The sequence below is a fragment of the Kribbella sp. NPDC026596 genome, assembly GCF_040638415.1.
GTDB lineage: Bacteria > Actinomycetota > Actinomycetes > Propionibacteriales > Kribbellaceae > Kribbella.
Genome location: NZ_JBEZYF010000083.1, coordinates 17,722 through 38,763 on the forward strand (window position 1 = coordinate 17,722; position 21,042 = coordinate 38,763).

The window sequence follows — 21,042 nt, forward strand, 5'->3', positions numbered from 1 at the left end:
GGTGTTCTGATGCGGTTACTGACCGCGGCGAATCTGGGCTGGGTGGTGCGCCATCGAGCGTGGACGCCGTACTACCTCAAGCGTTACTGGCGATTCGCCTGGTTCAAGCTGCGCCACCCCCACGTGATCACCGAGGGATTCGTCTTCCTGGGCAAGCACCTGGAGATCGTGGCGCGGCCCGGTCACGGCCGGATCGTGCTCGGCAAGTGGGTCCATCTCGGTGACGAGACCCGGCTGCGCGCGCACGAGGGGACGCTGCGGATCGGCGACAAGGTGGTGTTCGCCCGCGATGTCACGGTGAACTGCTACCTGGACATCGAGATCGGTGCGTCCACGCTGATCGCGGACTGGACCTACATCTGCGACTTCGACCACAAGACCGAGGACCTCGACCTGCCGATCAAGGACCAGGGCCTGGTGAAGTCGCCGGTCCGGATCGGGCCGGACTGCTGGCTGGCCACGAAGGTGACCGTGACGCGCGGCGCCGACATCGGCCGCGGCGTGGTGATCGGCGCCAACAGCGTTGCCCGTGGCAACATTCCGGCGTACACGATCGCCGCCGGCGTGCCGGCCGTGGTCGTCGCCGACCGCGCCACCCGCTACGCGGCCGACGCCACCCGGCGCGCCTACCTGGCCGGCCTGGCCGAGGCCTACGACCGCACCACTGCCCGCCTGCACACCGGCGAGCCGGCTCCCGAGAAAGCGGCTGCCCCTGAGCGGAGCGTCGGACCGGAGGAAGCCGGGAGTGATGAGGTAGAAGCAGATGGTGAAAAAGAGAACGATGAGGGGTTCTCAAGTTACTCACCAGTCGGGCACTATGGCCCGCACGACCGGTTGGACGCCCACGACCGGCTGACCGTCGGAGAGGAGACGCAGCGTGGCTGACCAGACCGGTCTCGACCGGTCCCTGCTCGACCAGGCCGCGGCCGACGGTTCGATCACGCAGGCGAGGGCCCGCGCGGTCGACCCGGACCCGATCGTGTCGGAGCCGGGGAGCGCTACGTTGGAACCAGTGCATCAAACGAATGATCCGGATGTGGGCGTGAATCGTAGGTTGGACCCAGAGGTGCAGGCAGTGGACGGCAGGACAGCGGCACCGGCCCCGATCCCGGGCGCCCGGCGCAGGTTGTCGCCGCGCCCGGTCCCGGTCAGCCGGCGGAGGAGACCGCCGGCTCCGGCCCCGGTGACGGACGAGGAACCGACCCCGGCTGAGGAGATGGACGACGTGGGTACGCAGGACGAGAAGGCGACGGCCGCCGAAGCCGACAAGGCCGGCGGGGCCCCGGAGGCCGGCGCGGAGACGCCGGCCACTGTGGGGACGGCGACTGCGACGAGGACCGCGCGGCCGAAGACGGCGGCGGAGATCGTCGCGGAACAGCGGGCCCGGGAGAAGGCTGCGGCCGAGACCCCGGCCGGTAGCGGTGCGGCCGGCTCGGAGGTTGCCGCACCAGGCACCGCGCAGGATGCCGCTGCCGCGACGGGCGCCGCGAAGGGTGCTGTGGGCAAGGATCCGGCGGCGACGCCGGCGGTGACCGCGGGGGTCCGGACTGGGGCCGCAGGCAACAAACCTGCGAAGGGCGCGGCTGCCGCGGGCTCGGGCAAGGGCAAGCAGGCGCTGACCTCGGTGGGTTCGGGTGTGCGGAAGGTGCGCAACCTGATCGCCTCGCTGATCTGGCTGATCGCGGTGCTGGCGGCCGCCGTACTGGCGCTCGGCGCGCTGTTCACCGCGCTCGACCAGACCAACCAGAGCAACGAGATCGTGCGCTGGATCCTGGAGCGCGGGCACGACCTGGTCGGGCCGTTCAAGGACCTGTTCCGGCTCGAGACCGCGAAGAACACCCTGCTGGTGAACTGGGGGATCGCGGCGCTGGTCTACCTGATCGCCGGCAAGATCATCGAGCGCATCGTGCGTCCTTAGGTCTCGCGACGAGGATGAGGTCGAGAGATTCGTCCAGGCCACCACGGTCTGGACGGATCTCGAAATCGGCGTACGTCGTGCTTCGTACGAGCCCGGCCAGGTTCTTGTCCCACTCGTCATGCTCGGCCGCCAGTTGAGCAGTCACGGCCGAGCCGTACTGCGCCTCCCAAGTCCGCAGGCGCTTGCCGTGGTGAAGACCGAGCGCGTGCGTGATGTCGAACGCCGGTTCGACCAACTCGACGAACTCGGCAGCGGTCAGTTCGCGGGTGTGGTACCAGTTCCCGCTCGGGAAGGTCAGTCGGTTCGGCGTACTCAGGATCAGCGTGCCGTGCCGCCGGAGGATGCGCGCGCACTCGAAGACGAACCTGGGCTGCTCCCAGAGGTGCTCGATCGTCTGTAGCGAGGTGACGACGTCGAAGGAGTGATCGGCGAAGCCGGTCTGGACGAGATTGCCCCGCACCAGGTTGATCTGTGGATAAGCCCGGCTGACGTGGCGCAACGTCGTATCTTCATAGTCGAGACCGGTCACGGAGTCCGCCCCCGCCAGGCGGATCAGCTCCGCGCCGTAGCCCTCGCCGCAGCCGGCGTCGAGGACCCGCCCGGTCCGCATGATCGCCAGATTCGCCGTGATCCAGCGATAGGCGGCGTCGTGGCGCGCGAACCAGTAGTTCTCGTGCCAGATCCCAGGCGCCGTTCTCTCCCCGGTAAGCGGTAACGTCTCGGTCACCTGAGTCAGCCTAGTGCTGCCTCGTGCTCGGCCGGACTGTGATGGGACTCGCACGTGGCTTATGTTTCCCGTGAGTAACATCCGTGGCAGGCTGGGAGAGACCGTTAACCAGAAGGGGTCCTACACGCTATGAAGATCGTCGTCTGCGCGAAATTCGTGCCGGATGCCACCGCGGACCGTCGCTTCCGCTCGGAGGACAACACGGTGGACCGTGCCGGTGTCGACGGGCTGCTGTCCGAGCTGGATGAGTACGCCGTCGAGACCGCTCTGACCGTCAAAGAGGGGGACGCTGACACTGTGGTGACGGTGCTGACCGTCGGTCCGGAGCAGGCTGCGGACGCGGTGAAGAAGGGTCTGCAGATGGGCGCCGACGCCGGTGTCCACGTTCTCGACGACGCGATCCATGGTTCGGACGCGGTCGCGACCTCGCTGATCCTGTCGAAGGCGCTGGCGCGGTTGGAAGCGGATCTGGTCGTGTTCGGGATGGGTTCGACCGACGGCGGGATGGGGGTCGTGCCGGCGATGGTGTCGGAGCGGCTCGGCCTGCCGGCCGTGACGCTGGGCTCGGAGGTGACCGTCGACGGGCAGACCGTCCGGATCCGCCGCGACGGCGACACCGCGAGCGAGACGATCGAGGGCACGCTGCCGCTGGTGCTGTCGGTGTCCGACCAGGCCAACGAGCCGCGGTACCCGTCGTTCAAGGGGATCATGGCGGCCAAGAAGAAGCCGGTCGAGACCTGGTCGCTGGCCGACCTCGAGATCTCCGCCGACCAGGTGGGTGGCGCGAGCGCGTGGACCGAGGTGGTCGAGGTGACCGCTCGTCCGCCGCGCAGCGCCGGCACGATCGTCACCGACGAGGACGGTAGCGGTGCTGCCCAGCTCGTCGAGTTCCTGTCCACCAACAAGTTCCTCTGAGGGGCGATCAGTTCATGTCGAACGTTCTGGTTCTCGTTGACCACACCGGCGGCACGGTCCGCAAGACCACCGCGGAGCTCCTCACCATCGCGCGCCGGCTCGGCGAGCCGGTCGCCGTCTACATCGGCGACGGCGTGCAGGACGCGCTCCCGGCGCTGGGTCAGTACGGCGCTACCAAGGTGATCGCGCTGACCAACCCGGACCTGGCGCAGTACCTGGTGGCTCCGAAGGCCGAGGCGCTGCAGCAGGTCGCGGCGAAGATCGAGCCGTCCGCGATCCTGATCTCGTCGAACGCCGAGGGCAAGGAGATCGCCGCCCGGCTGGCGGTCAAGCTCGACTCCGGCCTGATCACGGACGCCGTCGACGTGCAGGCTGATGACAACAGCAGCCCGGTCACGACTCAATCCGTGTTCGCGGGCAACTTCACTGTCCAGGCCAAGGTCACCCATGGCACGCCGATCATCACCGTCAAGCCGAACGCCGCCACCCCCGAGGCCGCGGAGACGTCGCCGGAGGTGGAGGAGTTCGACGTGTCGATCTCCGACGCCGCGAAGACCGCGCGCATCACGGACTCCAAGCCGCGTGAGGCGACCGGCCGCCCCGAGCTCACCGAGGCCGCGATCATCGTCTCCGGCGGCCGTGGCACCGGCGGCGACTTCGGCCCGATCGAAGCCTTCGCCGACTCCCTTGGCGCAGCCGTCGGCGCCTCCCGCGCCGCCGTCGACTCGGGGTGGTACCCGCACGCCTACCAGGTAGGCCAGACCGGCAAGACCGTCTCCCCGCAGCTCTACGTCGCGGCCGGCATCTCCGGCGCCATCCAGCACCGAGCCGGCATGCAAACCTCGAAGACCATCGTCGCCATCAACAAGGACGCAGAAGCCCCCATCTTCGAACTGGTCGACTTCGGCGTAGTAGGAGACCTCCACAAGGTCCTCCCCACCGCCACCCAAGACGTAACCAACCGCAAGTCTTAACCCCACTCGCCCGAACCCCGGGCGTCCCGACAAACCAGGTGGGGTTCCAACAACCCCACCTGGCAAGCCTCCGGAGCCACCCCTCAGGCCCCGCCCCACTCAGCTCGGTCCGTCCCAGCTCGGTCGGCCCGATCACTCGGCCCGTCCGCTTACCCACTCCCCACCCACCTCACCCCGGGTACAGGCCGAGCCCAGCACCTCCCCGAGCCGGTGGGTCGGCCGCGAGTCGTGGATTCGGGTAGCAACACGCCGAGGTTCATCAGCCGTCGTTCACGACTCGGCCGCATGCACCGGGGACTTCGTCAGCCGTTCTCCACGAGTCGGTCGGCGGGGGTTCGGTTCAGCGCGGGCTTGGTGGCTGGGGGAGAGCTGGTTGCGTGGCTAGCATCGGCGGGTGCGGATTTGGGTTAGTGGGGCCAAGGGGAAGTTGGGGAGTGAGGTCTGTCGGCAGTTGGTGGCTGACGGGCATGTCGTGGTTGAGGCTGATGTGGTGGGGACGGGGGCTGTTGATTTGAGAGATCGCGGGGCGGTCGCGCGGTCGCTTGAGGGGGTGGATGCGGTCGTGCATTGTGCTGGGATCGCTAGTCCGGAGAATATCGAGCCGGTGCGGCTGCTCGAGGCGAATGCGATCACGACGTTCAATGCGCTGGAAGAGGCATGGGAGCAGGGGATTCGGACTGCTGTGCTTGCGTCGAGCGGGTCGATTTACGGGACCGCGTGGTCGCCGGAGGAGATCGGCGTACCGGACGTGCCGATCGATGAGGAGACCGCGCTGCGGTACGTCGATCCGTATGCGCTGACGAAGGACATCCTCGAGCGCATGGGACAGATGTACGCGCGTCGCGGCATGCAGGTCACCGCGCTGCGCTTCCACTGGATCCTCGCCCCCGATGAGGTACGCCGGTACATCGCCGAAGCCGCACCCGAGGACAACCGCCGCAACCTCTGGGGGTACGTCGACCTCGCCGAAGCCGCCCGCGCGTGCGTCCTGTCGCTCAACCCCAGACTAGCCGCCGAACGCTACGAGGCACTCGTCATCGCGGCCGAAGACACCGGGATGCACCAGCCGACCGCCGAGCTCGTGGCCCGCTACTCACCGGACACGGTGGTCCACGGCGACCTGTCAGGTACGACGTCGCTCTTCGACTCCAGCCGTGCTGCCGAGGTGATCGGCTGGACCCACCACAGCCGTTGGAGGGACTGATGCACGGGTATCCGGAAGGTCTCAACCCGGAAGACCTCAAGTTCCAGCGCTTGTACGGACCGTGGACGGTGTCGACGCCGGCGGACGCTCGCCGGCTGATGGACGGGTACGACGGCGACTGGTGGATCAACGGCGGGTGGGCGATCGAAGCGTTCACCGGCGTACGCCGGGAGCACGAAGACGTCGACGTATCCCTCTGGCGCCGCGACATCGAGAAGCTGCGGCTCCACCTCAAGGACCGCTACGACCTGTGGTCCAACGCGGGCGGCCGACTGCAACCGCTGACCGACGAACGTCCGGAGCAGCCGGAAGACGCCCCGCAGATCTGGCTGCGCCGGCATGCGCTGGCCTCGTGGGAGTTCGACCTCCAACCCAACCCCGACCGCGACGGCCGCTGGATCTTCCGCCGCGATCCCACCCTCGACTTCGCCCTCGAAGACATCACCTGGGTCGCGGACGGCATCCGCTACCTCAATCCGGAATTCGCCCTCGCGTACAAGGCGAGGCAGACGCGCCCGAAGGACGAGCGCGACCTCGCCGCCGCACTCCCACTTCTCACCCCGGATCGCCGCACCTGGCTCGCCGACATGATCGAGCACCTGCACCCCAACCACGCTTGGACCGAGCGGGTCCGCAACCTCAGCTAGCCCAGACCGGGCGGCGGGAGTCGATCCCCGTGCCGTAGTCGGGGTCGCTGCCGCGGACGAGGAGCCAGTGGGCGGCGGCGTGGGCTCGGTAGAGGCGGAGGTCGGCGGGGGAGCGGAGTTCGTCGACGCCGTACGCGCGGAGCTCGGGGTAGCGGGAGGTGTAGAGGGTGGCGCAGGCTTCGAGTTCCTCGTCGGGGACCAGCGATGCCCTGGCTCGGAAGTAGACGGCTGAGGCGCCGCCGATGCGGACGCTCGAGTCGAAGATCGCGATGCTCACGTCCGAGGTCGTCGCGATGTTCTTCGAATGCAGGGCTTCCGGCGACGACGCCCAGTAGAAGTCGGCGTGGCCGTCCGGGGTGAAGTAGAGCGGAGTGACCCACGGGAGGCCGTCGGCGTCGACCGTCCCCAAGGTCATGTACTTGTTCGCTTCGATGACCGCGGCTGCGCGCTGGTCGAGGATCTCCTGTGTCATCACACCACAGTGCGGTCCGGCGGTACGGAAAGTCCTCCGTGGCGACCACTGAAGCACCACTGAAACGGCATGATGGGCGGATGGCTGGTCCGAAGGAGTGTCCGCGCGGGAGGCCGAGGTCCTGGCCGCGCTGGCCGGCGACCGGTCCAACGCGCAGATCGCTCGGCAGTTGCACATCAGCATCCGCACGGTCGAGAGCCATGTCTCCGCACTACTGCGCAAGTACGGCGTCGCAGACCGCCACGAACTGACCAAACTCGCCGGAGTCACCACCACACAGGGGTTCAGCACACCAACCGGCCCCAACACGAGCTTCGTCGGTCGCGAGCAGGACCGCAGCCAACTGCTCGTAGCGCTCGCGAGCAACCGCCTGGTGAGCCTGCTCGGCCCCGGTGGCGTCGGCAAGACCCGGCTGGCACTGCGCGTCGCGGCAGAGGTCGGAGACAACCACCCGTACGGCGGTGCCGTCGTCGATCTGGCTCCGGTACTGAGGCAGAGCGGCTGTTCCGTGACCGCGCCGCACTGGTCGCACCGGAGTTGGCTGACGACGGGCTCCTCGCGGAGAAGGTGTGTGCCGAGCTGGACGGCGTACCGCTGGCGATTGAGCTGGCGGCCGCGCGAGCAGGCTCGCTGGGACCGGATGGCTTGCTGGCGGCGCTCGATGACCGCTTGCGGCTGCTGGCCGGCGGGCGAGGGCCGAACGAACGGCATCACTCGCTGGCGCAGGTGATCGGCTGGAGCTACGACCTGCTGGACGACGACGAGCGCAAGCTGTTCCGGCGGCTCGGAGTGTTCGTCGGTGGGTTCGACCTCGCTGCTGCGACCGGTGTGACGCCCGGCAGCACGACAGCCGAGCTGAGCGACCTCCTGGGTCGGCTGACCGACAAGAGCCTGCTGTACCGCGGCCAGCAGGCCGGTACGAGCAGGTGGCGCATGCTGGAGACGGTCCGCGTCTTCGCGCTGGACGCGCTCGACCGATCCGGTGAGTACGACGAGGTCGCCGTACTGCATCTGGCCTGGGCCGACAGCACGGCTGCGGACCTGGAGGCCCGGCTGGAAGACGGTGATGACTGGCAGTCCGAGTTCGACCAGGTCACATCGGACCTGCGTGCTGCCATCAGCCGCCCGAACCCAGACGTACGCCGGTTGGCGCGCAGACTGGCTCATCTGACGTTCGCCCGGAAGCGGTTCGTCGAAGCGCACGACCACTACCTCACCGCCGCCGCACACGCAGCCGATGCTGCCGAGCTGTATGACGATCTGCGCGACGCATCCGACGCGGCCCTGGTCGTTGCGGACGGCACGGAGTCCTACCACCTCATGTTGCGTGCGGCGGACCGTGCCGCGGCGGAGAACAACCATGAGCTCCAGCAGGAGGCCCAGGCCCAGGCGGTCATGATCCTGAACCGCTACGAGGTCGAACCACCCCTGCCGGCTGACCGCGGAGCCAGCCTGCTCGCGGCGGACGCCGACACGGTGTCGGTTCGCATCGGCCGAGCCTGGCTGCAACGTGGCGAGATCCAGCCCGCTGAGGACGCCGTCGCAGCGGCACGGCAGTCCGGGGATCCGCTGGCGATCATGAACGCATTGGATGCGTACAGCACCGCCGTCGCCGGTGCTCTGCGCTTCAACGACGCCCGCCGGGCAGCCGAGGAGCGGATGGCCTTGGCAGCCGAGCTGCCCGAGCATGACCCCCGGGCGGTCGCGGAGATCGTCGACGCCTTCCACGTCGCCTCCACCACAGCCGTTGCCGTCGGTGAGCTGACCGAGGCGGTCCGCCTGGCCCGGCTCACCGACGACCCGACGCACGGCCATCCGTTCATCACCGCTCCGCGGAAGGTCCGCGCCTTCGCCCTCAGCGGACTGCTCGACGAGGCAGTGCGGGCGGCCGACGTGATGTGGACCGGCTGGCGCGCTGCGGGGTGCCCACCGCACGCCTGGATGGCCTCGGCCGCCTCCACCGCCGCCCTGGCCCACGGCCTGCTCGGCACCGGTCAGGAAGCGGTCTGGCAGGCTCGCGCCCTGGAGATCTCCCGCGTGGACGATGCGATGGACGCTCCGTGGCTGGCGTCGGCCGCTGCCTTCGTCGATGCCCGTCTGACCCTCCATGGCCTCGAATCAGGCACAGCCACTGCAACCGTGGCACAGGCAGTCGAGCGGGCATTCGCGGAGTTCCCCGAGCCATGGTGGGTCCCGTACGCGCGCGCCGCCGGGGCTGAGCTGGCGGTCGTGGCCGGCTTTCACGACGCCGAGAAGTACGTCGAACGCGCGGTGACGGAGAACACCTGGTCGGACGCCGTACTGCTGCGAGCCAGGGGCCGCCTGACTCGGGACGAGGGTCTGCTGACGGAGGCGGCGGCCCGGTTCGAGCGGATCGGGGCCGCTTTCGAGCACGCTCGTACGCTCAGGCTGCTGTCCGGCCGCTGAGCCTCGATGCGCGGGAACAAGGGCGGCGGACATACCCTTGAAACCGTTATGACTCCTTCCGAGCGCCGCACGGTGTATCTGGACCACGCGGCGACGACTCCGATGCTCCCGGCTGCGATCGAGGCGATGACCTATCACCTCGCGCAGACCGGCAACGCGTCGTCCCTGCACGGCTCGGGCCGGTGCGCCCGGCGGACGGTGGAGGAATCGCGCGAGACCATCGCCGCGGCGCTCGGGGCGCAGCCGAGTGAGATCGTCTTCACCTCCGGCGGCACCGAGGCGGACAACCTCGCACTGAAGGGCCTGTGGTGGGCCCGCCTGGCCGAGAACCCGCGCCGGCGCCGGATCCTGCTGAGCGGCATCGAGCACCACGCCGTCCTCGACCCGGCCGTCTGGCTGGCCCAGCACGAGGGCGCCGAGATCGAGTGGCTGCCGGTCGACGAGCTCGGGCGGGTGCGGCCGGACGACGTACGCCGGGCTGTCGAAAGCGATCCCGAGTCCGTGTCGTTCGTCACGTTGATGATGGCGAACAACGAGGTGGGCACGCTCCAGCCGGTCCGTGAGATCGCGGCGATCGCCCAGGAGTACGACGTACCCGTGCACACCGACGCCGTCCAGGCGATCGGGCAGGTGCCGGTGGACTTCGCGGAGCTGGGGGTGGACGCGATGACCGTGTCCGCGCACAAGCTCGGTGGTCCGTACGGAATCGGTGCACTGGTCGTCCACAAGGAGACGAAGCTGACGCCGATCCTGCACGGTGGTGGGCAGGAGCGCGACGTCCGGTCCGGCACGCTGGACGCACCTGCGACCGCTGGGTTCGCTGTTGCCGCAGAGCACGCGATCAAGCACCAGGCCGACGAGGCCCGGCGGCTGACCGAGCTGCGGGACGCCCTGATCGACGGTGTGGTCGGCACGGTCGAGGGCGCCAAACTGTCGGGTGACCCGGTGGGCCGCTTGCCCGGTAACGCACACTTGTCCTTCAGCGGCTGCGAGGGCGACTCGCTCCTGCTGCTGCTCGACGCACGCGGGATCGAGGTCTCCACCGGGTCCGCGTGCAACGCCGGGGTCGCCGAGCCGAGCCATGTGCTGCTGGCCATGGGGTACGACGACCAGCGGGCGCGCGGGTCGCTCCGATTCACCCTCGGACACACCAGCACCCGCGCCGACGTCGACGCCGTACTGGACAACATCGGACCGGTGGTGGAGCGGGCGAAGTCCGCCGGTCTGCAGAACGTGGGAAGGAACAACTGATGCGGGTACTCGCAGCCATGTCCGGCGGGGTCGACTCCGCCGTCGCGGCGGCGCGGATGGCCGAAGCCGGGCACGACGTGGTCGGAGTGCACCTGGCGCTGAGCCGCAACCCGCAGTCGTATCGCAGTGGCGCACGCGGCTGCTGCACGATCGAGGACTCCCGCGACGCCCGCCGGGCCGCAGACGTGATCGGCATCCCGTTCTACATCTGGGACCTGGCCGAGCGGTTCCACGCCGACGTGGTCGAGGACTTCGTCAGCGAGTACGCCGCCGGCCGTACGCCGAACCCGTGCCTGCGGTGCAACGAGAAGGTGAAGTTCAGCGCCGTACTGGAGCGGGCTCTCGCGCTCGAGTTCGACGCGGTCGCGACCGGGCACTACGCGCGCATCGTGGACACGCCTTCCGGTCGGGAGTTGCACCGGGCTGTCGATCCGGCCAAGGACCAGTCGTACGTGCTCGGGGTGCTCACGCAGGCACAGTTGAAGCACGCGTTCTTCCCGCTCGGTGACACGGTGAAGACCGAGGTGCGTGAAGAGGCTGAGCGGCGCGGGCTCTCGGTGGCGGCAAAGCCGGACAGTCACGACATCTGCTTCATTGCCGACGGCAACACTCCTGGGTTCCTGAGCGAGCATCTGGGCGAGGCGCCGGGAGACATCGTCGATGCGCAGGGCAACAAGCTCGGCGAGCACAAGGGGACGCACGGGTTCACCGTCGGTCAGCGAAAGGGCCTGCGGATCGGTACGCCGGCCGCCGACGGCAAGCCGCGGTTCGTGCTGGACATCAGCCCGGTCGACCGCACGGTGACGGTCGGATCGCGCGACGAGCTGGCGGTCTCGCGGCTGACCGCGTCGAAGCCGCGCTGGTGCGGTCCGGCGCCGACGTCGGAGCTGCAGGTGAAGGCCCAGCTGCGCGCGCACGGCGAGGAGGTCGCGGTCACCGCGCGCATCGAGGGCGACCTCGTCTCGGTCGACTTCGACGAGCCGACGTCCGCGGTCGCGCCCGGCCAGGCCGTGGTGCTGTACGACGGAACCCGCGTGATCGGATCGGCAACTATCGACACAGTCTCGCGGACCGCGGCGCAACACGTATGACGACAACTGGCCTGGGGTCGCTGCCGGGTGATGACATCCGTGAGTGGACGAAGGTTCTGCTCGAGGCAGTTGACATTCCGTTCCTGGCTGAGCTGCCGGCGCGTCCGTACGGCGACATGCTCAGCCGGGCGATCGCCGTACTCACCGAGTTGGCCGCGGACCTGCAGCCGGCCGGGTGGCGGTTGACCGGGGGGAGTGATCCGCGGGCGAGTCTGGATCAGCGGCGGGCGCGGTCGTTGCTCGCTGAGGACCTGGATGTGCTCGAGGAGTTGGCGGACGGGTACACCGGGCCGCTGAAGGTGCAGTTGACCGGTCCGTGGACTCTTGCGTCGACTGTTGAGCTGCCGCGCGGTGACAAGGTGCTGGCGGACCATGGTGCGCGGCGGGATCTGGCTGAGGCGCTGGCGTTGGGGTTGGGCGAGCATGTGGCCGAGGTACGACGTCGGGTGCCTGGGGCGGAGCTCGTCGTACAGATCGACGAGCCGGGGCTGCCTGCTGTGCTGGCCGGGGCCGTGCCGACCGCATCCGGTTGGGGCAAACACCGGTCCGTGGACGGTCCGGGTGCTGTGGAGCTGTTGAGTCTGGTGACGACTGCGGCACCCACAGTGATCCACTGCTGCGCCGCCCGGCCGCCCATCGAGGTCTTCACCAAGTCCGGCGCCACTGGGGTAGCCGTCGACGTCTCCCTGCTAGGCACCGCCGCCTGGGACCAGATCGCCATCGCCGCCGAGGCCGGTACGACGCTCTACGCGGGCGTGGTGCCCACCACCGGCGCCATCCCCAACCCCGAACAGGCCGCAGGTCCCTTGATCCGCCGCTGGCGCGAACTCGGCCTCGACCCGGAGTTGTTGAAGCAGGTCGTGATCACCCCCGCCTGCGGCCTCGCAGCCTCTCCATCACCCTCCGACGCCAGAGCCCGCCTGCACCTCCTCCGCCGAGTAGTAGACGCCGTAGGCGAAGCCGCCGACGCCTGACCCACCCAGCGCACCTCCCGCAGGCGGCGCCTTTCTGCGGTGAAACGTCGGTGGTCGGTTGTAAATTCACCTCATGAGCACCGAGATTCCGGAGACGACTGCTGCTGATCAGCCTGCCGCGCCGCCTGAGGTGCGTGAGCGGCATGCCGCCTTGAGCAAGGAGATCGAGGACCACCGGGTGCGGTACTACCTGGCCTCCTCGATCATCTCGGACGCGGATTTCGACGCGCTGATGCATGAGTTGCAGGCGATCGAGGAGCAGTACAACGAGCTCCGTACGCCGGACTCGCCGACGCAGAAGGTCGGCATCCCGATCTCCACCCTGTTCACCCCGGTGCAGCACCCGATGCGGATGGAGAGCCTCGGTAACGCCTTCTCCGCCGAGCAGATGGAGGCTTGGGCCAAGCGACTGGAGCGCGAGGTCACCCTCCAGCAGATCCACGACAGCGGCTTCCTGTGCGAGCTGAAGGTCGACGGACTCGCGCTCGACCTGGTCTACCAAGACGGCAAGCTGGTCAGCGGCGCCACCCGCGGCGACGGACGTACCGGCGAGGACGTGACACCCAACGTCCGCACGATCAAGAGCATCCCGAACGAGCTCGACGGCAAGGACCACCCGTCCTTCCTGGAGGTCCGCGGCGAGGTCTACTTCCGCGTCGAGGACTTCGAGGAGCTGAACGCGCAGCTGGTCGAGGCGGGCAAGGACCCGTTCTCCAACCCGCGCAACAGCGCCGCCGGATCGCTGCGGCAGAAGGACCCCCGGGTCTCCGCGACCCGCCCGCTGCGCTTCGTAGTCCACGGCCTGGGCCGCGTTGACGGCTTCCACATCGGCCGGCTGTCCGAGGCGTACGACCAGCTGAAGGCCTGGGGACTGCCGACCAGCGACCGAGCCCGCAAGGTCGAGACGCTCGACCAGGTCAACGAGTTCATCGCGTACTACGGCGAGAACCGGCACTCCGTCGACCACGAGATCGACGGTGTCGTGGTGAAGGTGGACGAGGTCGACCTGCAACGCGCGCTCGGGTCGACCTCGAGCGCACCACGCTGGGCGATCGCGTACAAGTACCCGCCGGAAGAGGTCACCACCAAGCTCCTCGACATCGAGGTGAACGTCGGCCGCACCGGCCGCGTCACGCCGTACGGGCGGATGGAGCCGGTCCGGGTGGCCGGGTCGACGGTCGAGTTCGCGACCCTGCACAACGCGTCGGAGGTGAAGCGCAAGGGCGTGTGGATCGGCGACACCGTGGTGCTGCGCAAGGCCGGTGACGTGATTCCGGAGATCCTCGGCCCGGTGATCGACCTGCGGCCGGACGACGCCCACGAGTTCGTGATGCCGACCAAATGTCCCTCCTGCGGGACGACGCTGCGCCCGATGAAGGAAGGCGACGTCGACATCCGCTGCCCGAACACGAAGTCCTGCCCGGCGCAGCTGCGGGAGCGGTTGTTCCACCTGGCCGGGCGGTCGGCGTTCGACATCGAGGCGCTCGGATTCAAGGGCGCCGACGCGCTGATCGTCGACGGGCTGATCACGGACGAGGGCGACCTGTTCGGGCTGACCGAGGAGGCCCTGGCCCGGAGTTCGTTCTTCACCACCAAGGCCGGATCGCTGTCTGCGAACGCGCTGCGCCTGCTGACGAACCTGGAGCAAGCCAAGACCCAGCCACTGTCGCGCGGCCTCGTCGCGCTGTCGATCCGACACGTCGGCCCGACCGCCGCGCAGGCGCTGGCAGCGGTGTATGACGACATCGAGCAGATCCGCGCGGCGAGCGAGGAGGAGCTCTCGGAGATCGAGGGCGTCGGCCCGACCATCGCGCACGCCGTGATCGAGTGGTTCGAGATCGACTGGCACCAGGCGATCGTCGACAAGTGGAAGGCGGCCGGCGTCCAGCTCCGCGAGGAGCGCACCGGACCGACCGTGCCGCAGACCCTGAGCGGCCTGTCGATCGTCGTGACCGGAACGGTTGAAGGCTTCAGCCGCGACGAGGCCACCGAGGCGATCGTGTCGCGTGGTGGCAAGGCGGCGTCCTCGGTCTCGAAGAAGACGTCCTTCGTTGTCGTGGGCGACTCGCCGGGATCGAAGTACGACAAGGCCGTCCAGCTGGGCGTGCCGATCCTGGACGGTGCCGGCTTCCAGGTGCTGCTCGACCAGGGCGCCGACGCCGCGTCCGAGGTCGCCACCAGGCCGGAGCCCGGAGACGCGTAGCTCCCGCGTCGGGTGATCGCCGCCACGTCGTCGTACGGCGTGGATCCGAAGGCTGTGCTGAGCCGTCGGACTGTTAACTTTGCACGTCTACATGTGGGTCAAGAAGGAGCAAATATGACGACGCCGCCGCAAGGACCGTGGGGTCCTGGGCAGCCGGGGGGCCAGCCAGGCGGGCAGCAGGGGGGACAGGGAGGACAAGGCGGCTGGGGCCAGCAGCCTCCTCCGGGCCAGGGTGGTGGAGGCTGGGCCCAGCGCCCGCAGCAGCCGCCGCAACAAGGCCGGCCCCCGCACGGTCAGCCCCCTCAGCAGGGCCAGCCCCCTCAGCAGGGGCAGCCGCCCCAGCAGGGCGGTTGGGGACAGCCGCCGGCGCGGCCGCAGCAGGGCCGGCCGCAGCAGACCGGCCCCGGCCCTCAGGACCGACCGGGTCAGCCTCAGGGACAGCCTGGGCAGGGTCAGCCTGCTCAGGGCGGCTGGGCTCAGCGCACTGCGCAGCAGCAAGGCGGCCCGTACCAGCAGCAGTCGTGGGGCCAGCAGGGTCATCAGCAAGGTGGCTGGCACCAGCAGCAGGGACAGCCTGGTCAGCCCCAGTGGCAGCAGGGTGGTCCTGGCGGCTCCAAGGGTCCCGGCGGCATCAGCAAGGAGAAGCTGCCGCTGATCATCGGCGGCGGTGTCGTCGGCATCGTCCTGATCGGCCTGCTCGTGTTCCTCGGCATCCACGCCTTCGGCGGTGACGACGAGCCCGAGTCGAATCCGACCACCTCCCCGCAGCCGACCGGCAACCCGAGCAACGGCGGGGACAACAACAACGGCGAGCTCGGTAACGCGACCGGTCAGGCGAAGACCGCCACCGAGAAGCTGCAGGGCATCGGCTACGGCTGCAGCGACCTGTTCAACACCGCTCAGGGCGCGCACCGCGGCTGCTTCAAGTACGAAGGTGCCACCGAGGCCGAGGCGGTCTTCCAGTTCCAGGCCGACGGCACGATCATCGGTGTCCAGCTGACCTCGCAGAACGAGGACAACGTCAACAACGCCGCGGTCACCTTCGACGCGGAGCTGCAGGCGCTCGGCAACGACACCTTCGGCGGCGACCAGGTCAAGCAGATCCAGACCGCGGTCAAGAACGGGCAGAAGTCGCAGAAGGTCGGCAGCACCTGGGGCGAGTTCCAGCTGCGCAACGACGGCGACACCCTGGAGCTGTCCGGCGGCAAGTCCGGAATGGACTCGCTCGACCTGCCGAGGAAGACCTTCGACACGACCGAGCCGCAGATGGTCACCAGGCTGAAGGCCAAGCAGTACGTCTGCACGAGCTCCTGCAGCAAGCAGGTCGGCAAGTACGGCTCGCAGCGGGTGTACTTCTACGCCAGCGAGGGCGAGGGCATCAAGCAGATCGAGATGAGCGCCTCGGGTGACCCGGCGGACGTGAAGAAGGCCCTTCCGACCGCGGTGAACGACGCGTTCGGCGCACTCACGGGCGGGGATATCGCGGCGCTGAAGTCGTACATCCAGGCGCACAGTGACGGGAAGTCGTACGCTTCTTATGTGGCCGGATGGCGGGTCGAGATCACCGGCAATGCCACGGACGGGTACTCCTCGCAGCGGATCAACATCTCCTACGAGACGTTCTTCGTCTGAGTCGAGTCGAGGTCAGGAGACCGGATGAAGTTCCCCCAGGAGAAGCGGGAGTCGCGGACGGTGGCCGCACCACCGCCCGAGGCGGTCCAGCGCGTCGACGGCGGCGGCGCCTGGGGGCCTACCCAGTTCGACCTCCCGGACGGCAACGGCAGCAACAGCCAGGCGATCCTGATCGTGGTCCTGGTCGGCGTCGTCGTCCTCCTGGTCATCGCCGGCCTCTGGGTCCTCGCCTACTTCCAGTTCACCTAGAACCACACGCAGAAGCCCCCGCTCGCTGGAGCGGGGGCTTCTTGCTTGTACGGCGTACGTGGGTCAGGCGGTGGCGCGGATGGTGACGGCCAGGGAGGCGAGGTAGCTCAGGCGGGCTACCTCGGAGCCGAGGAACTCGGGGCCGCCGCGGCGGCCGATGACCAGGATCCGGCGCTCGGACTCCAGCGGGGCCGCGACCAGCACGGACTCGGACAGGCCCTTGTGCTCCGGGGCTTCCAGCGTGGTCGCCTTGTCCATCGGCAGCCAGCGTTTCGCCATATCGCCGAACTCGGGAGTGGCGCTGGTCTCCAGCGCCACCTTCACCTCGCTGCCGGTGCCGTCCAGCAGTGCGGCCCAGTCGGCATGCAGCACGGCCGGTGACTGCTCGACCAGGATGTCGATCGCGTCGGTCGGAGCCGACGTCATCTGCTCGACGGCTTCCAGATCCATGTGCAGTCCGCCGCCGGCGCCGTACCGGGAGAACCAGATCACTTCGACGTCCGGTACGCCGTTGCACGCCGAGACGAGGCGGTCGGGCAGGACGCCTTGCGGCAGGTCGACCACGATGTCGTCGACGGCGGTGCCGTTCTCGCGCCGGTGCTCGACGATCTCGATGGCGTGGATGTCGGCGTTCACTTCACCGAGGGCGGTCGCCACAGTGCCCAGCGAACCGGGCCGGTCCGGGATGATCAATCGCAGCAGGAACACCGAACGATCATCTCCCAGCCGATCACCATGCGTATAACACCCTGTCGCCGCCAATGTTACAGAGCGGAACGCGAAGACACGCCCGGCCCTCTCGACAGTTGAGCACAGAGCGTTGTCCACAGGGACCGGGGATGAGGAAACGCGACCGTCATGGCCGCCCACTAGGATGGCTCGCGTTACACCGAGAACCTCTCTGTGTTTCTCACTCGGCTACTTGCAGACATTGGATCAGTTCATGCCATCGATTACCCGCGAAGAGGTCGCGCACCTGGCGCGACTGGCGCGGATCGAGCTCAGCGATGACGAGCTCGACCACCTCGCGCCACAGCTCGACCAGATCATCACCCTGGTCGGGCAGGTCAGCCAGGTGGCCGCGGACGACATCCCGCCGACCTCGCACGCCCTGCCGCTGACCAACGTGATGCGCGCGGACGAGAACGTCCCGTGCCTCACGCCGGAGCAGGCGCTGTCCGGCGCGCCGGCCGCGGAGGAGCAGCGATTCCGGGTGCCGCGGATCCTGGAGGAGGACTGATGAGCGAGCTGATCAGGAAGACCGCGGCCGAGCTCGCGGAGTTGATGATGTCCGGCCAGGCCAGCTCGGTGGAGATCACCCAGGCGCACCTGGACCGGATCGCGGCGGTCGACGGCGACGTCCACGCGTTCCTGCATGTCGACACCGAGGGCGCGCTGGCGCAGGCCGCCGCCGTGGATGCGAAGCGTGCCGCGGGCGAGCAGCTCGGCCCGCTGGCCGGTGTCCCGCTGGCGCTGAAGGACGTGCTGACCCAGCAGGACGTGCCGACCACGGCCGGCTCGAAGATCCTCGAGGGCTGGAAGCCGCCGTACGACTCGACGGTCGTCAAGCGGTTGAAGGCGGCCGGGATCGTCATCCTCGGCAAGACCAACATGGACGAGTTCGCGATGGGCTCCTCCACTGAGAACTCGGCGTACGGCACCACCCACAACCCGTGGGATCTGGGCCGGATCCCCGGTGGTTCCGGCGGTGGGTCGTCGGCCGCGATCTCGGCGTACGAGGCGCCGCTCGCGATCGGCACCGACACCGGCGGCTCGATCCGGCAGCCCGGTGCGTTCACCGGCACGGTCGGCGTCAAGCCGACGTACGGCGGAACGTCGCGATACGGACTGATCGCACTGGCGTCATCGCTCGACACGCCTGGTCCTTGTGCGCGGACGACGCTCGACGCGGCGCTCCTGCATGAGGCGATCGCCGGGTACGACCCGATGGACTCGACGTCGATCAACCAGCCGGTGCCGGCCGTCGTCGCGGCGGCGCGCAACGGTGATGTGTCCGGTCTGCGCGTCGGTGTGGTCAAGGAGCTCGGCGGCGAGGGCTACCAGCCGGGGGTCGAGGCGCGCTTCCACGAGGCGGTCGAGCTGCTCACCAAGCTCGGCGCCGAGGTGGTCGAGGTCTCCTGCCCGCACTTCGAGTACGCGCTGCCGGCGTACTACCTGATCCTGCCGAGCGAGGCCTCGTCCAACCTGGCCAAGTTCGACGCGATGCGGTACGGACTGCGCGTCGGCGACGACGGCACGAACAGCGCGGAGAAGGTGACCAGCCTGACCCGCGAGGCCGGCTTCGGCGCCGAGGTGAAGCGCCGCATCATCCTCGGCACGCACGCCCTGTCGGCGGGGTACTACGACGCCTACTACGGGCAGGCACAGAAGGTGCGGACGCTGATCGCCCGCGACTTCGCGAAGGCCTACGAGCAGGTCGACGTGCTGGTCTCGCCCGCGACGCCGACGACGGCGTTCGCGATCGGCGACCGGATCGACGACCCGATCGCGATGTACAAGAACGACCTCTGCACGATCCCGTCCAACCTGGCCGGCAACGCGGCCGGGTCGTTCCCGTGCGGCCTCGCCGACGAGGACGGCATGCCGGTCGGCTTCCACGTGATGGCCCCGGTGATGCGTGACGACCTGTGCTACACCGTCGGCGCCGCGCTGGAGTCCGCGCTGGCCGAGCAGTGGGGCGGCGTGCTGATGACCAAGGCTCCGGAGCTGGAGGTGACCCGATGACCGCAGCTGCAACTGACGCAGTCCTCGAGATCGACGACGCGCTGACGCAGTACGACCCGGTGATGGGCCTCGAGGTCCACGTCGAGCTGAACACCAGGTCGAAGATGTTCTGCGGCTGCCCGACCGAGTTCGGCGCGCCGCCGAACACCCAGACCTGCCCGGTCTGCCTCGGTCTGCCCGGCGCCCTGCCGGTGGTCAACCGGCGCGGCGTCGAGTCCGCGATCAAGATCGGCCTGGCGCTGAACTGCGAGATCGCGGAGTGGTGCCGGTTCGCCCGGAAGAACTACTTCTACCCGGACATGCCGAAGAACTTCCAGACCTCCCAGTACGACGAGCCGATCGCGTACAACGGGTGGACCGAAGTGGTCGTCGACGGTGAGACGTACCGGATCGAGATCGAGCGCGCCCACATGGAGGAGGACACCGGCAAGTCCACCCACGTCGGTGGCGCGACCGGCCGGATCCACGGCGCCTCGCACTCGCTGGTCGACTACAACCGGGCCGGTATCCCGCTGATCGAGATCGTCACCAAGACGATCGAGGTTCCGCCGGAGAAGGCCGCGGCGGTGGCGCGGGCGTACGTGAGCATGCTGCGCGACCTGTTGCTCGCGTTGGGTGTCTCCGACGTCCGGATGGACCAGGGCTCGCTACGCTGCGACGCCAACGTGTCGCTGAAGCCGCACGGCTCGTCGACGCTGGGCACCCGGACCGAGACCAAGAACGTGAACTCGTTCCGCTCGGTCGAGCGCGCGATCACGTACGAGATCACCCGGCAGGCGGCGGTACTGTCGTCCGGCGGCAAGGTCCTGCAGGAGACCCGGCACTGGCACGAGGACACCGGCATCACCACGTCCGGCCGGGAGAAGTCCGACGCCGACGACTACCGGTACTTCCCGGAACCCGACCTGGTCCCGGTCGCCCCGTCCCGCGAGTGGGTCGAGGAGATCCGTGCTTCGTTGCCGGAGGCGCCTTCGCTGCGCCGGGTCCGGCTGCAGGAGGAGTGGGGCTTCACCGACCTGGAGATGCGCGACGTCATCAACGGCAACGCGCTGGAGCCGATCGTGGCGACCGTCGAGCTCGGGATCACCCCGGCCGCGGCGAAGAAGTGGTGGCTGGGTGAGCTGGCCCGCGCGGCGAACGAGTCGGGCCAGGAGCTCGAGGCGCTCGGCGTCGGTCCGGCCGAGGTCGCCGAGGTGCAGAAGCTGGTCGACGAGGGTGCGCTGAACGACAAGCTCGCGCGGCAGGTCTTCGACGGAATGATCAAGGGTGAGGGCACGCCGGCCGAGATCATCGACAAGCGCGGTCTGGCCTTGGTCTCGGACGACTCGGCCCTGATCGAGGCGATCGAGCGGGCCATCTCGGCCAACCCGGACGTGGTCGAGAAGGTCAACTCCGGAAAGCCGGCCGCCGCCGGTGCGCTGATCGGCGCGGTGATGAAGGACATGCGCGGTCAGGCGGACGCGGCCAAGGTCCGCGAGCTCCTGAACGCCAAGCTCGGTATCTGAGAGCTGACGGAGGGACAAGTCGATTAGGCTGGGGGCGGCGGACTTTAATGCAGCGTCCTTTTTATGTTCCTAAGAGATTTCCAAGCTCTAGACGCGGCAGTCAAAGAT

20 protein-coding genes are annotated in these 21,042 nt (G+C 68.7%); 16 read left to right on the plus strand and 4 right to left on the minus strand.

From position 1 onward, the window contains the following. Positions 1-9 precede the first annotated feature (9 nt). Both AB0E63_RS40520 and AB0E63_RS40525 read left to right on the plus strand, forming a co-directional pair. A complete protein-coding gene (locus AB0E63_RS40520) occupies positions 10-885 on the plus strand; it encodes an acyltransferase (protein ID WP_360378386.1) in 876 nt (291 codons plus the stop codon). After that, positions 878-1,918, plus strand: coding sequence for a hypothetical protein (locus AB0E63_RS40525; protein ID WP_360378389.1), 1,041 nt, complete (start codon positions 878-880; stop codon positions 1,916-1,918). The genes AB0E63_RS40520 and AB0E63_RS40525 overlap by 8 nt, the downstream gene beginning before the upstream one ends. Here AB0E63_RS40525 and AB0E63_RS40530 read toward each other — a convergent pair. Beyond that, on the minus strand, positions 1,893-2,645 hold the full coding sequence (locus AB0E63_RS40530) for a class I SAM-dependent methyltransferase (RefSeq protein ID WP_360378391.1): 753 nt from the start codon (positions 2,643-2,645) through the stop codon (positions 1,893-1,895). The genes AB0E63_RS40525 and AB0E63_RS40530 overlap by 26 nt on opposite strands. A gap of 129 nt (positions 2,646-2,774) precedes the next feature. Between AB0E63_RS40530 and AB0E63_RS40535 the strand changes: the two genes are divergently transcribed. The 4 genes from AB0E63_RS40535 (at position 2,775) to AB0E63_RS40550 (ending at position 6,385) form a co-directional block, all read left to right on the plus strand. Then, positions 2,775-3,560 (plus strand): electron transfer flavoprotein subunit beta/FixA family protein, encoded by a 786-nt coding sequence (locus tag AB0E63_RS40535; protein WP_360378395.1) that lies wholly within the window; start codon positions 2,775-2,777, stop codon positions 3,558-3,560. Between the two features lie 14 nt (positions 3,561-3,574). Then, positions 3,575-4,534 carry an electron transfer flavoprotein subunit alpha/FixB family protein gene (locus AB0E63_RS40540; RefSeq protein ID WP_360378398.1) on the plus strand — a complete coding sequence of 320 codons (960 nt, stop codon included), beginning with the start codon at positions 3,575-3,577 and terminating at the stop codon, positions 4,532-4,534. A 394-nt stretch (positions 4,535-4,928) separates the two neighbouring features. Beyond that, the gene (locus AB0E63_RS40545; RefSeq protein WP_360378400.1) at positions 4,929-5,738 is read left to right on the plus strand and encodes an NAD(P)-dependent oxidoreductase; all 810 of its coding nucleotides are present in this window, start codon (positions 4,929-4,931) and stop codon (positions 5,736-5,738) included. Then, the gene (locus AB0E63_RS40550) at positions 5,738-6,385 is read left to right on the plus strand and encodes a hypothetical protein (protein ID WP_360378403.1); all 648 of its coding nucleotides are present in this window, start codon (positions 5,738-5,740) and stop codon (positions 6,383-6,385) included. The genes AB0E63_RS40545 and AB0E63_RS40550 overlap by 1 nt, the downstream gene beginning before the upstream one ends. Here the strand turns inward: AB0E63_RS40550 and AB0E63_RS40555 are convergent. Then, positions 6,378-6,857, minus strand: coding sequence for a pyridoxamine 5'-phosphate oxidase family protein (locus AB0E63_RS40555; protein ID WP_360378405.1), 480 nt, complete (start codon positions 6,855-6,857; stop codon positions 6,378-6,380). The two genes, AB0E63_RS40550 and AB0E63_RS40555, sit on opposite strands and share 8 nt — an antisense overlap. A 97-nt stretch (positions 6,858-6,954) precedes the next feature. Here AB0E63_RS40555 and AB0E63_RS40560 point away from each other — a divergent pair, with 97 nt between their 5' ends. The 5 genes from AB0E63_RS40560 (at position 6,955) to ligA (ending at position 14,803) form a co-directional block, all read left to right on the plus strand. Further along, positions 6,955-7,587, plus strand: coding sequence for a LuxR C-terminal-related transcriptional regulator (locus tag AB0E63_RS40560; protein ID WP_360378407.1), 633 nt, complete (start codon positions 6,955-6,957; stop codon positions 7,585-7,587). 1,745 nt (positions 7,588-9,332) lie between these two features. Further along, positions 9,333-10,535, plus strand: a complete 1,203-nt coding sequence (locus tag AB0E63_RS40565; protein ID WP_360378409.1) for a cysteine desulfurase family protein — start codon at positions 9,333-9,335, stop codon at positions 10,533-10,535. Beyond that, positions 10,535-11,626 (plus strand): tRNA 2-thiouridine(34) synthase MnmA, encoded by a 1,092-nt coding sequence (gene mnmA / locus AB0E63_RS40570; RefSeq protein WP_360378412.1) that lies wholly within the window; start codon positions 10,535-10,537, stop codon positions 11,624-11,626. Before AB0E63_RS40565 ends, mnmA begins: the two co-directional genes overlap by 1 nt. After that, the gene (locus AB0E63_RS40575; protein ID WP_360378415.1) at positions 11,623-12,600 is read left to right on the plus strand and encodes a methionine synthase vitamin-B12 independent; all 978 of its coding nucleotides are present in this window, start codon (positions 11,623-11,625) and stop codon (positions 12,598-12,600) included. The genes mnmA and AB0E63_RS40575 overlap by 4 nt, the downstream gene beginning before the upstream one ends. A gap of 73 nt (positions 12,601-12,673) precedes the next feature. Then, positions 12,674-14,803 carry an NAD-dependent DNA ligase LigA gene (gene ligA / locus AB0E63_RS40580; RefSeq protein ID WP_360378417.1) on the plus strand — a complete coding sequence of 710 codons (2,130 nt, stop codon included), beginning with the start codon at positions 12,674-12,676 and terminating at the stop codon, positions 14,801-14,803. An 87-nt stretch (positions 14,804-14,890) separates the two neighbouring features. Here ligA and AB0E63_RS40585 read toward each other — a convergent pair whose 3' ends face one another. Further along, positions 14,891-15,520: a hypothetical protein gene (locus tag AB0E63_RS40585; RefSeq protein ID WP_360378420.1), complete on the minus strand. Its 630-nt coding sequence runs from the start codon at positions 15,518-15,520 to the stop codon at positions 14,891-14,893. On the opposite strand from AB0E63_RS40585, the gene AB0E63_RS40590 reads away from it, so the two are divergent. Both AB0E63_RS40590 and AB0E63_RS40595 read left to right on the plus strand, forming a co-directional pair. Then, on the plus strand, positions 15,503-16,435 hold the full coding sequence (locus AB0E63_RS40590) for a hypothetical protein (RefSeq protein ID WP_360378423.1): 933 nt from the start codon (positions 15,503-15,505) through the stop codon (positions 16,433-16,435). The two genes, AB0E63_RS40585 and AB0E63_RS40590, sit on opposite strands and share 18 nt — an antisense overlap. Before the next feature lie 24 nt (positions 16,436-16,459). Beyond that, a complete protein-coding gene (locus AB0E63_RS40595; protein WP_360378425.1) occupies positions 16,460-16,684 on the plus strand; it encodes a hypothetical protein in 225 nt (74 codons plus the stop codon). A 63-nt stretch (positions 16,685-16,747) separates the two neighbouring features. Here AB0E63_RS40595 and AB0E63_RS40600 read toward each other — a convergent pair whose 3' ends face one another. Continuing rightward, on the minus strand, positions 16,748-17,392 hold the full coding sequence (locus AB0E63_RS40600) for an ACT domain-containing protein (RefSeq protein WP_360378428.1): 645 nt from the start codon (positions 17,390-17,392) through the stop codon (positions 16,748-16,750). Positions 17,393-17,627: 235 nt separating this feature from the next. Between AB0E63_RS40600 and gatC the strand changes: the two genes are divergently transcribed. Genes gatC through gatB form a run of 3 tightly spaced genes read left to right on the plus strand, consistent with a single transcriptional unit; the run spans position 17,628 to position 20,934 of the window. After that, positions 17,628-17,924: an Asp-tRNA(Asn)/Glu-tRNA(Gln) amidotransferase subunit GatC gene (gatC, locus tag AB0E63_RS40605; protein ID WP_130387521.1), complete on the plus strand. Its 297-nt coding sequence runs from the start codon at positions 17,628-17,630 to the stop codon at positions 17,922-17,924. Next, positions 17,924-19,429, plus strand: a complete 1,506-nt coding sequence (gatA, locus tag AB0E63_RS40610; protein WP_360378430.1) for an Asp-tRNA(Asn)/Glu-tRNA(Gln) amidotransferase subunit GatA — start codon at positions 17,924-17,926, stop codon at positions 19,427-19,429. Before gatC ends, gatA begins: the two co-directional genes overlap by 1 nt. Further along, positions 19,426-20,934, plus strand: a complete 1,509-nt coding sequence (gatB, locus tag AB0E63_RS40615) for an Asp-tRNA(Asn)/Glu-tRNA(Gln) amidotransferase subunit GatB (RefSeq protein WP_360378432.1) — start codon at positions 19,426-19,428, stop codon at positions 20,932-20,934. The genes gatA and gatB overlap by 4 nt, the downstream gene beginning before the upstream one ends. Positions 20,935-21,042: the final 108 nt, after the last annotated feature.